The sequence below is a fragment of the Rhizobium sp. PRIMUS64 genome (assembly GCF_023006465.1).
Lineage (GTDB): Bacteria > Pseudomonadota > Alphaproteobacteria > Rhizobiales > Rhizobiaceae > Rhizobium > Rhizobium leguminosarum.
Genome location: NZ_JALBGX010000013.1, coordinates 31312 through 43506 on the forward strand (window position 1 = coordinate 31312; position 12195 = coordinate 43506).

General features: G+C 58.3%; 15 protein-coding genes. 7 read left to right on the plus strand and 8 right to left on the minus strand.

Features of this window, described 5'->3' with window-relative positions; genetic code table 11:
- Window positions 1-29: 29 nt before the first annotated feature.
- From MOV76_RS07895 to MOV76_RS07905, 3 genes are read left to right on the plus strand one after another with little or no spacing between them, the layout of a single operon-like run.
- Window positions 30-1232, plus strand: a complete 1203-nt coding sequence (locus MOV76_RS07895; protein ID WP_026230541.1) for an amino acid ABC transporter permease — start codon at window positions 30-32, stop codon at window positions 1230-1232.
- Window position 1233: 1 nt separating this feature from the next.
- On the plus strand, window positions 1234-2388 hold the full coding sequence (locus MOV76_RS07900) for an amino acid ABC transporter permease (protein ID WP_247264253.1): 1155 nt from the start codon (window positions 1234-1236) through the stop codon (window positions 2386-2388).
- A gap of 34 nt (window positions 2389-2422) precedes the next feature.
- Window positions 2423-3196 carry an amino acid ABC transporter ATP-binding protein gene (locus MOV76_RS07905; protein WP_003559021.1) on the plus strand — a complete coding sequence of 258 codons (774 nt, stop codon included), beginning with the start codon at window positions 2423-2425 and terminating at the stop codon, window positions 3194-3196.
- Window positions 3197-3358: 162 nt separating this feature from the next.
- Here the strand turns inward: MOV76_RS07905 and MOV76_RS07910 are convergent, their stop codons facing one another.
- Window positions 3359-4030 (minus strand): hypothetical protein, encoded by a 672-nt coding sequence (locus tag MOV76_RS07910; RefSeq protein WP_018445476.1) that lies wholly within the window; start codon window positions 4028-4030, stop codon window positions 3359-3361.
- 399 nt (window positions 4031-4429) lie between these two features.
- Between MOV76_RS07910 and MOV76_RS07915 the strand changes: the two genes are divergently transcribed.
- Both MOV76_RS07915 and MOV76_RS07920 read left to right on the plus strand, forming a co-directional pair.
- Window positions 4430-4879, plus strand: coding sequence for a DUF3597 domain-containing protein (locus MOV76_RS07915; protein ID WP_247264254.1), 450 nt, complete (start codon window positions 4430-4432; stop codon window positions 4877-4879).
- A gap of 170 nt (window positions 4880-5049) precedes the next feature.
- Window positions 5050-5361, plus strand: a complete 312-nt coding sequence (locus MOV76_RS07920; protein WP_080764114.1) for a hypothetical protein — start codon at window positions 5050-5052, stop codon at window positions 5359-5361.
- Between the two features lie 123 nt (window positions 5362-5484).
- Here MOV76_RS07920 and MOV76_RS07925 read toward each other — a convergent pair whose 3' ends face one another.
- Entirely contained in the window at window positions 5485-5664 is a 180-nt protein-coding gene (locus tag MOV76_RS07925; protein WP_018241869.1) for a hypothetical protein, read from the minus strand.
- A 454-nt stretch (window positions 5665-6118) separates the two neighbouring features.
- On the opposite strand from MOV76_RS07925, the gene MOV76_RS07930 reads away from it, so the two are divergent.
- Both MOV76_RS07930 and MOV76_RS07935 read left to right on the plus strand, forming a co-directional pair.
- Window positions 6119-6466: a hypothetical protein gene (locus MOV76_RS07930; RefSeq protein WP_247264255.1), complete on the plus strand. Its 348-nt coding sequence runs from the start codon at window positions 6119-6121 to the stop codon at window positions 6464-6466.
- A gap of 140 nt (window positions 6467-6606) precedes the next feature.
- On the plus strand, window positions 6607-6897 hold the full coding sequence (locus tag MOV76_RS07935; protein WP_018241867.1) for a DUF982 domain-containing protein: 291 nt from the start codon (window positions 6607-6609) through the stop codon (window positions 6895-6897).
- Window positions 6898-7092: 195 nt separating this feature from the next.
- Here the strand turns inward: MOV76_RS07935 and MOV76_RS07940 are convergent, their stop codons facing one another.
- From MOV76_RS07940 to MOV76_RS07965, 6 genes are all read right to left on the minus strand, one after another.
- Window positions 7093-7389 (minus strand): hypothetical protein, encoded by a 297-nt coding sequence (locus tag MOV76_RS07940; RefSeq protein ID WP_247264256.1) that lies wholly within the window; start codon window positions 7387-7389, stop codon window positions 7093-7095.
- A gap of 256 nt (window positions 7390-7645) precedes the next feature.
- Window positions 7646-8623, minus strand: coding sequence for a formylglycine-generating enzyme family protein (locus MOV76_RS07945; protein ID WP_247264257.1), 978 nt, complete (start codon window positions 8621-8623; stop codon window positions 7646-7648).
- Between the two features lie 297 nt (window positions 8624-8920).
- Complete coding sequence (locus MOV76_RS07950) at window positions 8921-9703, minus strand: hypothetical protein (RefSeq protein WP_247264258.1); 783 nt, start codon at window positions 9701-9703, stop codon at window positions 8921-8923.
- 138 nt (window positions 9704-9841) lie between these two features.
- Window positions 9842-11131: an alpha/beta hydrolase gene (locus MOV76_RS07955; protein WP_247264259.1), complete on the minus strand. Its 1290-nt coding sequence runs from the start codon at window positions 11129-11131 to the stop codon at window positions 9842-9844.
- A gap of 15 nt (window positions 11132-11146) precedes the next feature.
- Window positions 11147-11359, minus strand: coding sequence for a hypothetical protein (locus tag MOV76_RS07960; RefSeq protein ID WP_018241862.1), 213 nt, complete (start codon window positions 11357-11359; stop codon window positions 11147-11149).
- A complete protein-coding gene (locus MOV76_RS07965) occupies window positions 11356-12162 on the minus strand; it encodes a DUF2092 domain-containing protein (protein WP_247264260.1) in 807 nt (268 codons plus the stop codon). Before MOV76_RS07965 ends, MOV76_RS07960 begins: the two co-directional genes overlap by 4 nt.
- Window positions 12163-12195: the final 33 nt, after the last annotated feature.

The following is a 12195-nucleotide window of genomic DNA, read 5'->3' on the forward strand; positions in this document are numbered from 1 at the left end:
GAAAACGGGCACAAGGGGATTGGCGCGGCATGACGCATGGGGCTGTGGATACGACACCTTTGCATGGCACCGGCTGGAGTTTCCGGTCGGCAATGTACGACCCGAAATACCGGAGCATATTTTTCCAGGTTCTAACAATCGTTATTCTCGTGGGCATTGTGTGGTGGGTAGCCCACAACACGGCCGTGAACCTTGCCCGCAGCAATACGGCATCGGGTTTCGGCTTCCTTCGCGGTCGCGCCGGTTTCGAAATCGGCCAGTCGCTGATCAGCTTTTCGAGTGACTCGACTTATGCGCGCGCACTTGTCGTCGGCATTCTGAATACCTTGCTGGTGGCGGTGACCGGTATCTTCACGGCGACCATCATCGGCTTCCTGATCGGGATCGGCCGGCTGTCGCACAATTGGCTGATTGCCAAGCTCTGCACGGTCTATGTCGAGGTTTTCCGCAACATTCCGCCGCTGCTCGTCATCTTTTTCTGGTATCTCGGCGTTCTCTCCGTTTTGCCGCAGCCGCGCGAGTCAGTGGGTCTGCCGTTCAGCATGTTCCTCAACAACAGAGGACTGGCCTTCCCGAAGCCGATCTTCGAGACAGGTATGATAGCGGTCGGCATCGCCCTGGTGATTGCGATTGTCGCCACCATCATCATCGCGCGCTGGGCCCACAAACGCCAAGCCGCAACCGGCCAGCCGTTCCACACCGTATGGACATCGATTGCACTGATCGTCGGCTTGCCATTGCTGGTCTTCGTCGTCTCCGGCTTTCCGCTCACCTTCGACGTTCCGGTTGCCGGAAAATTCAACCTCACGGGCGGCTCGGTCGTCGGTCCCGAATTCATGTCGCTGTTTCTCGCTCTGTCCTTCTATACCGCCTCGTTCATCGCCGAGATCGTTCGCGGCGGCATTCGTGGCGTTCCAAAGGGACAATCCGAGGCAGCCGGCGCGCTGGGGCTGCATCCGTCGAGCGTGACGAGACTTGTCGTGGTGCCGCAGGCGCTGCGCATCATCATCCCGCCGCTGACGAGCCAGTACCTGAACCTGACCAAGAACTCCTCACTCGCCATCGCGATCGGTTTCTCGGATCTCGTTGCCGTCGGTGGCACGATCCTCAATCAGAGCGGTCAAGCGATCGAGATTGTCTGCATCTGGGGTATCGTCTATCTCAGCTTGAGCATTCTCACGTCGCTGTTCATGAATTGGTTCAATGCCAAGATGGCACTGGTGGAGAGATAAGATGTCGGTCGCCGATAAACCCTTCGTCAGAACGTCCATCCTTGCCGCCGAACCACCGCCCCCCGGCGAGAGGGGAGCCGTCGCCTGGATACGCCGCAATCTCCTGGCAACCCCGAAGGACGTGATCCTGACAATCCTGGCTCTTGCGCTCATCGCATGGGCCGTGCCGCATCTCGTCAACTGGCTGTTCATCCAGGCCGTATGGACCGGGCCGGACCGCACATTCTGCGCGACGACGATCCAGGGCGGCATTCAGCCTGACGGCTGGAGTGGTGCATGCTGGGCCTTCGTCAGCGCCAAGTACGATCAGTTTATATTCGGCCGCTATCCGCTGGATGAGCGTTGGAGACCGGCGATCGTCGGGATCCTGTTCATTCTGCTGCTGGTTCCGATGCTGATCCCTTCGGCGCCGCGCAAGGGCCTGAACGCCATTCTTCTGTTCGCCGTTCTGCCGGTCCTCGCCTTCTGGCTTCTTCACGGCGGCTTCGGCCTCGAAGTGGTGGACACTCCGCTTTGGGGCGGGCTGATGGTGACGCTCGTCCTGTCCTTTGTCGGTATTGCCGTCTCCTTACCCTGCGGCATTCTGCTTGCGCTGGGGCGCCGCTCGAAGATGCCCGTCATCCGGATGCTCTGCGTTACCTTCATCGAGGTCATTCGAGGCGTTCCGCTGATCACCGTTCTGTTCATGGCAAGTGTCATGCTGCCGCTCTTCCTTCCCACAGGCTGGAACGTGGACAAACTGCTTCGGGCGCTGATCGGTGTGTCGATCTTCACCTCGGCCTATATGGCGGAAGTGATCCGCGGCGGCCTTCAGGCGATCCCGAAGGGACAATTCGAAGGCGCCGATTCGCTTGGCCTCGGCTATTGGCAAAAGACCCGGCTGATCATCATGCCGCAGGCCATCAAGCTGGTCATCCCGAGCATCGTGAACACCTTCATCGGAACCTTCAAGGACACGTCGCTGGTCACCATTATCGGCATGTTCGATCTGCTTGGCATCGTCAAGCTGAACTTCTCCGATGCCAACTGGGCAAGCGCCGTCACGCCGATCACGGGTCTGATCTTCGCGGGCTTTATCTTCTGGCTGTTCTGCTTCGGCATGTCGCGCTATTCAGGCTTCATGGAACGCCATCTCGATACCGGCCACAAACGATAAGAACGCTAAAACGATAAGAATGAGGGAAAATATCATGGCTGAAGCTCCAGCGAAAAAGCTCACCGTTTCCGCGACGGAAGTGGCGGTCGAGATTGTCAACATGAACAAGTGGTACGGCGATTTCCACGTGCTGCGCGACATCAACCTGAAGGTCATGCGCGGCGAGCGGATCGTCATTGCCGGCCCGTCGGGCTCGGGCAAGTCGACGATGATCCGCTGCATCAACCGCCTGGAAGAGCATCAGAAGGGTCGCATCATCGTCGACGGCACCGAGCTCACCAACGACCTGAAAAAGATCGACGAGGTGCGGCGCGAAGTCGGCATGGTGTTCCAGCACTTCAACCTCTTCCCGCATCTGACGATCCTCGAAAACTGCACCCTGGCGCCGATCTGGGTGCGCAAGATGCCGAAGAAGCAGGCCGAAGAAGTGGCCATGCATTTTCTGAAGCGGGTCAAGATTCCGGAGCAGGCCAACAAGTATCCGGGACAGCTTTCCGGCGGCCAGCAACAGCGCGTGGCGATCGCCCGGTCGCTGTGCATGAACCCGAAGATCATGCTGTTCGATGAGCCGACCTCCGCACTCGATCCCGAAATGATCAAGGAAGTGCTCGACACCATGGTGGGGCTTGCCGAAGAAGGCATGACCATGCTCTGCGTCACGCATGAAATGGGCTTTGCCCGCCAGGTCGCCAACCGGGTTATCTTCATGGACCAGGGTCAAATCGTCGAACAGAACGAACCGGCCGCCTTCTTCGATAACCCGCAGCACGAACGCACCAAGCTGTTCCTCAGCCAGATCCTGCACTAAAGCGCGTCGCGATCTTTCAGATTCGCTCTTCGCGCTTTAGGTCATTGTTTTTACGCATGTCGTTGTCGGAAAACTGCTGCACAGTTTTGCGCAACATGCTTTAGATCGAAGCATCCTTTGAAAAGGACCCGCCGAGCCGCTGGCTCGGCGGGTTTTGTATGTTCAGCGGGAGGCGGTCGCCTGCAGCAGACTGCAGAGACCGGCAAGGCCGGAATCACCGCCGGAGGCGGAGATGTCGGCGCAACGGACGAGCATCTTGCGCTGGTCATTGACAGGCATGCTGCGAAAGGCCTCCAGGGTACGTGCCCGCGACGCGCTGAGCGTGCTGCCGGGCGCAGCCGTGGTATTGCTGCCGCCAGCTTCATCCACCCCGCCGATGGCGAGATTGGCATCGACGTCATTACGGTTGCCAACCGAGGCCGTGGCCTTGGCATCGATTCCGCTAGAACCGCCGACGCGTGCATTGACATCGGCATTGATGCCCCGGCCGCCGCCAGCATTGGCGGTCGCATCGGCATTGACGCCGTTCGAACCGCCGACGGAAGCATTGGCATCGGCGCTGATGCCACTCCCGCCGCCGAGTGACGCGCCGACATCGGCGCTGACAGCATTGCCGGCATTCACCGACACGCCGACATCGAGCGCACGCGCATCGCTTGCCGGCATGGCAAGGAGGGCGCAGCTGGACGCGAGCACTGCAAGGGATAGTGTCTTGTGATTACGGGTCATGTTTTCCTCCGTTTCCATTCTGTCGGACGATCTGTCCGGCAGTCGAAAATCGAGGAACGCGCGTGCCTTCGATCGATCGGACGCCTGCAACTCCAGGACGTCCATGGCAAGGCAACGTGAAGGGATCACGAATGTTTCACGAGACGGCGCGGCAAGTCGGTTCGGTAGCGTGCGATGATGTTTCACGGTTATTGAAATACGAATTATCTGACAGACTGCGCCAAAAGCAAACATATATCGCAGCGGCTGGAGAGCCGACAGTGTATTTCCTCCCCCATTGCGCCAGGAAACTTAGGGCCAGCAAGCAAATCTCAGTTTGCGATACCATTGGCGGCGATTAATCCACTTGCAGCGTTTTCGCGCAGGTCGACTACACCCTTCCCTCGAATTGACTTTTCCACCTCCGATTTAGATTGCTAAAAATAACTCCCCTTCCGTCTGGATATATCAGGCGCGAAGTCCATGTTTCAGCTTGTTCTCATCTGATGGAACTGGAGGTTTAGAATGGGCATTTTCGACAAGATCAAACATGCAATTTTCGGAGAGGCGAAAGCAGCCGAACCCGTTGCTGCCGGCGCGCCGAAGACAGAGCCGGCGCAAGCGCCTACCTCACCGTCGGCAGCGCCCAGTCCTACGCCTGCGGCCCCTGCCCCGCAGAGCAAGCCGGCCCCCACGGCCACTGCTCCAGGCACAGGCACAGTCGATATCGTCCCGATCCTTGACGCGGCAGTGAAGAAGAGCGGCCAGAAGCTCGATTGGCGCCGCTCGATCGTGGACCTGATGAAAGCCGTCGGGATGGATGCAAGCCTGACCGAGCGCAAGGAACTTGCCGCTGAACTCGGCTATACGGGCGACAGCAACGATTCCGCAAAAATGAATATGTGGCTGCACAAGGCGCTGATGAAGCGGCTTTCGGAAAATGGCGGCAAGGTACCTGCCGATCTCCTGGATTGATCGATGACGGATGGCTGCCGCCATTTTTGTGGTGGCAGCTATGCGATTGCTGTTCCGCCGAGGTCACGGCCGATCAGACCGGGGGCCGGCAGGTCCCCTTGCCCGCAGGCACTGGAACGAATAACGTTCCGCTCGATACTTCGATAATCGATCAGGGGGAATTAAATCCGATGAGATTGATGGTAGTCGTTGGTCTTGCACTTAGCCTCGGCTGTATATCGGCCGCAGAATCTCCTTCAAACTATCATTCCTACAGCGGCATTCGGGTCGATACCGACCCGGCGCTCCTGGCTCGATACGATAAAGCGCTTCAACGCTGCGTGCCGGAAGCAGGCTCATGGCGACGAGGCTCGCCGGACCCGCGAAGCCTGCATTACAATGCGGCTCTCAGAAGTTGCCTCTATAGGTACAGCTTCGTCGACAGAGGCGTCTACGCGTACCCCATCCCCCAGGTCTACTTCGATCACTTCCTGGATCGCTGAGAAGAGACTGGCCCTTCAGGGCCTATCAAACAAGAACCCCGCCATTTTGGCGGGGCTGTCTTCAATCGAGATGCTGCGACCTCTGCATAATTCCTTAAATCGGAAAGACGCGCGGCGCTGTCGTCAGCGTTTGCCGCCAGTTGGTGGACGACCCTTGCCTGCCGGGCGATTGCCGCTTCCGGACGAGGTCTTAGCGTCATTGCCCTGACCGAAGTTGGTGCCGCCGAGATGGCCACCGCCGCTGGTATTGGCAACCTGGCGCTGCGCTTTGCGCAACAGTGCCTCTGCATTGGTCTTGCTCATGAAATTCTCCTCAATGGCTGGAAAACCCAGCCGGAATGCCGCTACTGACATCCGCGGTCAAAGACCGAAGGCATATCAGGCAGCGGCGATGGGTGTTTGGCGGAGGCTTGCGTCGATCAAAGAATTGCCTGCGTTCATGACGATTCCCCCTCAACCGGCATGACAATCACCCTCCGGCGGCTGCCGGGCGGCGCAGAAATCGATTTTGAAAGGAAAGATCAGCTGGGACGCCGGGGCGCAAACCAAGCTCGACAAGCAATTTCGATAGAAGAATCAATAGGACGGCAATGTGTTTAAAACAAGTTCCCGGCCACCTGGTTGTGTAATCATTGCTTTGAATTGCTGCCCAATCGGACAAGAGGGCAATAGCCCTAAGCATTTTAACAATCCAGATAATCCGATCGAAAGCTGCGCCTGACAAAACAACAACTTAAGATTTCAACGGAGAAACGAGATGTCACGGCTTTTGATAGGATCGATGGTATTGGCCTTCATCGCGGATATGGTGATGAACATCGTGTTGTGGCTTGGAGGATTGGACACCGTGGCTTCGGTGTCCTCTGGAGCAATGGAGGTATTCGCGGGGACAATGGGCGAAGTCCTGGTCTTTTGGTTCTTTGCTTTCGCGGCTGGCTTTGTGTTCCTCTGGGCGGGTCGAAACTCTCCGGTTCCCGTGTTGAGCATCGTCGCATCATTCCCTTCGGTGTCGATCATGGTAACGGCGGCCCTAATTGGAGCCTATCATCCGTCCGAGAAGCACCCCAAGATCAATTCGGATCTGCTCCGCAGCGCTTTGACGTAGATCGGCTTGATCACTCTGCGACTGGATAATTCCTTCAATTGGACTTGACCTCCCCGTTCAGTTGCCGACAGTTTTGCGGAACCATCTGCGGATGATCATGCTGCAGCTCCGGTTGGAACGCTTCTTGCAGAGTTACTAATATGTTTATGATGCAAGGACCAAATGTCATGAATCGGTACACATCGCATCAGTTTCCCGCACTGAGGATCCTCATGAGCGGCCAAGATAAATACAGCGTCGTCAGGACCCTCGGCGACGCAGCCACCATGCTCATTTCCGAATGGCCTGGGGATGATGGCGAGGAGTATGTCGTGGCAGTGAGGACATGCCTCGACGCCATCCGCGGCACCACGCCCCCAAACGCCGCGCGGGAAGCGCTGATGAGAGCGGCTGATGAAGCCGGCATCCGCTACCTCTCGGTGGTTCACTGAGATCACTGCCTGGATCCGGCAACACGCAATAGGCGCGCAGCCGACGCTGATCGCCGAAGCCGAATACACCGCTTGGACGGATGACGGAAAGCTGCAGCTTGCCGCGTATAAGGGCTGGGGGAAGTGCGGGGTAGCACCGGGTTCTATGAGCCCTCCCAGATTGAGCCGCGGCAGTGAGCGGAGAGATCCCCAACCTCACCCGACAGTCGAGATTGCATGGACTTTCATGTCATCTCGAACTTCATAGAACTTATCCCCGTCGATATAGATAAAGTGGCAATTTGGCTTTTCGCCTTTACCGTTGGAACAAGCTTTATCGCCCCTGAACGTGAGTTTCGTTTTCACGTCGATCATTTTGCCGCCGACATCCGCCTTACCGGTAATGGTGCCCTTCTTCCAACTCCATACGAGATCAGCGGTCACGGGCTTTTCCAGATCGAGAATTTCCACCTTTACAGGCTTGCCATCAGCAAACGCTTTGAACTCTTCCATCGTGACCTTCTTGGCCCCTGCCGGGAGATCGGCGGCATAGGTGTTTCACTGCCGACAGCAAGAGTGCCGCCGCACCAACGCTCGAAAGGATGTTTCTCATGTTTGGGCCCCTAAAGATTGACGGCCAAATTACAACCCATCGGGCGAAACGACATCCCACCTATTGTGATTAGCTGCCCATACCGCAGGCTGAACTCGCCCCAGCGCGAAAGGGCAAGCGCTGGAGATGTCATGTCCGACGGGTATCGTTCTGAAATCAAGGTGCGGTCTTAGCTTCTCCGGTCGCGGGTTTTCTCTTGATGCAACGGAACCCGACATGGCTGGTGGAGGTGTCCTCCGGCTCGGCGTGACGAGCCGCCGGGCGATAACGACGGCAGTAGTTCGGAGCGCAGAGATGCGATCCGCCCTTCAGCACGCGCCGATGGATGCGTATCTCGGGCTGGCGGGGGTCGAAGCTCGCCTCGGCATCGCCGCCGCGCGGGTTGCTTGGAATGCAGCACGAATGGCTGGCAGGCTCCGGATGGCGTGTCGACCAGTAGTCGGACGTCCACTCCCAGACGTTTCCGATCATGTCCTGGAGGCCGTAGCCGTTTGCCGGAAACAAGCCGACGGGAGAGGTGCGCTCATGGCCTTTCGGCTTTGTCGTCGTCGTGGGAAAGACGCCTTGCCAGGTGTTGGCCATGGCGACGCCGTCCGGCATGAATTCGTCGCCCCATGCATATTCCGTGTCGTCCGAACCGCCGCGCGCCGCGAGCTCCCATTCCGCTTCGGTCGGCAGGTCGAGGCCAGCCCAGTCGGCATATGCCTTGGCGTCGGACCACGCGACGTGGACGACGGGATGATCGAGCTTGCCGCGAAGATCGCTCAGACCGCCGAGAGGCCGCCGCCAGGTCGCGCCGAACTTGAACGTCCACCACTGCGAGATATTGGGGCCATTCACCGACTTCGGCCGGGTGAACACCAGCGATCCCGCCCTCAGCATCTCCGGCAGCGCGCCGGGATAGTCCTTCGGATCGGGCACCTTCTCGGCGACGGTCACGTGTCCGGTCGCCTTTACGAATTCCATGAACTTGCGGTTCGTGACCGGTGTCCGCTCTATCCAGAAGCCGTCGACCTTCACCGGGTGGGCCGGCGCCTCCTCCGGATAGTGGTCGTTCGATCCCATGGTGAACGTACGGCCCTCGATCCACACCAGATCGTCGGGCACGTGTTCTGCTCCGAATGCCAAGGCCATTGCCGCCTCCATGGTATGACCGCCGAGCATCGCGCGGCGGGTACCCGCTCAGCTCAACCATATCTGCATCCCTATTTGGCCATCAAGGAAGCCGCTCCCGTAACGGTCGCCCTTCAATGACCGACCTCTCATCGACGCTTTAGGACGGATGACAAGCTATTGCCGTTCGTTGACAAACTCCGACTGGCTTTGAACTGATGGTGCCGCGGGAACCGCGGCATCACAATTCACCTGACGGTCTGTTCGAATAGTGCGAGAACCGCTTGTCGACCCATCGCGACCATCCAAGTCCACCCGCTAGAAATGGATAGCGAGCCCAACGATCGGCCCTTGCTGCACGGCGTCGAAGACGAACCCGTCGTTGCTGTAGTTGACCCCCAATGCCCGGTACCCCGCGACCGCGGACACCGTCTCGTTGAATTTGTAGCCGAGGGCCAATGCGACGTCCCAGTCGATATCAGCGCCGCCTGCCCCGACCAGTCCCCATCCGGTCATGTAGATTTCCGGCGTAAAGAAGTAATTGCCCCGGAAACCTGCGATGCCATCGACCCAGGTATCACCATCGTCGCCTTCCACGCCGTCGAGCAGCCCACCGTTGAATCCGATGGTCGTGTCGACCGACCAGACCCTGATACCCCCGACGATATCAAGGTGGCCGGATGGGCTCTCCAGCACCGAGTAGCCGACACCGAGCAGGCCGGCAAACGTCTTCGAGGTGACGTCGACACTGTCGGCCAGGATGCCGGCAGGCGTGCTCGCATCCGCCCCGAGTTTGGTATAGATGACGTCGCCGAAAATGCTGAAGCGGTCGTAACGCGCCTCACCTGCCGCCATGAAGGCAAAGTCGAGATTTGACAGCAGGTCGCCGAAGTCGGCGTCCATGTGGACCTCGGGCAATCCGAACTGTGCGGTATCTCCGGAGATGCCGGCCGCCCAGAAATAGGGGGCGACCGTGAAGGTCCACCCGCTTGAGCTTTCCACCTGCTTTGCATCGGGCGTCAGCGGCGTGATGTCGGCCGTCCTGGCAGGTGATGCAATCGCAAGCGCGGCGCAGACGGTGGCGATATAGATGGCTTTCATGTCCTATCCCTCAATCAGCAAGCGAGTGCGAATCCCGCCTGACAGTTCCCCCAAAACAAAATATTCCAGATAACTAATAAAATTATAAATAAATTTCCATTACGCAAGCGCGCATAAATTGTGTTCCGCCGGTAGCAATCACTGCTTTTGGCATTCCTGCGTCGAATGTCCCGCGGCACAGGCCGTTGCCGCCGTGCGGGCACGCTTGTCGCCACCTATCAGCGCGTTTGCCCTGTCCCCATAATTCTCTCTTGTATTCTGATCGACGACCGCAACCGGGGCGGTGAGGATCAGACCGGCGGCGTGACCTGCTGCCGCGGCCGTTCCGATCGTCGCATCGAGTATGTGGTCACCCAGCCCCACCTTGTCTTCGCTCAGCGTCTGCCCGTCGGAAATCCTGGAACCGATCAGCCGAACGATCTCGGGAGATTCTGCAAACTTCGTGTGGTGGAGACGGTCGCCCTGCTTGACCTTGGTGAGATCGATCACGCTGATCTTGTTGATCTCCAGTTCTTCCTTGTAGGGCGATTGCTCCGGATCGATCGCGCCGAGGCGCGACACATCTCCCCAAACGCGGCGCGAGACGGCAAGCGCCCGGTCGTCTCGTGATACGAACAGCGTGAACTGCGGGTGCTGCTTGCCCATATCCACGATCTGCTGGCTGAACACGTCGACATCGACGTCGGGTGCGGCGAGAATGACGTTCCTGAACTTCGCCGGCAGCCTGCCGTTGCGAATGGCCATCTGACGCAGTGACTCCAGTGTCAGCCAGTTCCCCATCGAATGGGCGAGGATGGAAACCTCCTTCACCTCTTTGTCGCGGGCCAGGTACTGAAACAGCGTTTCGAGCGCATTGCGGGTGTAGTTCGTACTTTCCCGGTCATAGCCATAGGCAAGCAGGCTGCCGCGCGATGGCCATGTGACGAGAATGGGCGCGCTGTGGACGCGGGAATCATGGACGATCTGGGCAAAGCGGTAGACGGAATCTTCGAATCGCGTGTTGAAACCGTGGATGAACACCAGGACGCTTCCATCCGGTGTCTTGCGCACGCTGGCGCTGAGCCAGGATTTTGCGGCGTCGATATCGATCTCCTTGGCCTTCAGCGTCGCGAAATCCCTTGCAGGATTCGGAGGCAACCTTCTTGGCCATGCGACACTTCCCACCTTGCGGGCACTGTCAGGTGGGATGGAGATAGTCATTTCCGCAAAGGTGGGCTTCAGCGCACGTTCGCCCGAGAACATCTCGCCGGGAACGGTCGAGCGGCTCCTGGTCGTTGCGACAAGGAGGTTCACCCGGCTCAAACCAGGTGAAGAGGTATCGGCGATCGGCGTAAGGACGCCCTTGGGATGGCCACCGCAACCAGAAAGAAAAATGAGCGAAATGCAGAGAATCACCAGGAGGTTGGTAGGCAATTCGTTGATCCCCATAGGTGCCCTTTGCTTTCAGCAGTAATAGACACCGACCGCGCATCGCCTGACGGTGCGTCGTGCAACACCTGCCACGCTGACGGGCGTGAGGGGCCGCCCGACACGCGCCTCGGCCGGCGTAAAGATTCCCGTCATTCCAGGGACCGCCAGCCGTTCGCCGAGTTCAAGACCGGACATGGCCACAACGATGGTCAGCAGCAGGATTTTGATTTTTTGCAACGAGGTCATTTGCTGTCTCCCTTTGCGAAACGATCCGGAAGCTCATCAATGTCCACGAGCTTTTCCAGCTCGACTTTCTTTGCATCCGTGGTGTTCTTGAAACTGTAGTCTTCGGCAACGACATCGGTGCCTGTTTTCCAGTCGCTGATCTGGATGCTGTATTGCGGTCCCAGATCGACCTGTGTGGCGGTAATCACGTATCGGCAAGGATATGGTTTTTCGCCTTGCGCGATCCATAACTGCCAGTCGAGTTCCTTGGTTCGGAATGCAAGATGATCGCATTCAACGCCGCCAATCACGCCGCTTCCGAGATCCTTGACGTCAACAACGTCGCGCATCAGTTCGTCATAGACATTGGGCAGCAGGAGATCGGCGCCGGGAACCGGGCGGTGAAGTTTATCCCGCATTTCATCGACGAGATGATCGATCGTGCCGGGCAGATCAGCCTGAGTGTAAAGATTGAGATGTTTTCCAAGGACCGTCGCCGTCTTGCCGTCAAAGGTCATCTCGACATCGGCAAAGCCACCGGTGCGAGTAACGCGGAGCTTGTCGGGTCGGCCCATCTCCACTTTTCCGGAACTTGCGAGCAGTAATTTCTGGTGCTCGGTGGTGACAATCTCAAAATTGGTGTCGTAGGCGAATGAAATCGCCTTCTGGGCCGAGAGATAGTCGGACATCGCCTTGACGAGCTTCCTGGCATCGGGCTGTTCGGCACGGGCGGCCAAAGGTGAGATCAACGTGACGGCCAGCGCAAGCGCTACGGAGGATCGCCAGTTTGCGGTCAGGCAATGCTTGCAGGAAAGTTTTACCATCGACCTGTGCTCCTTGCGTCTTGGTGGCGAGCG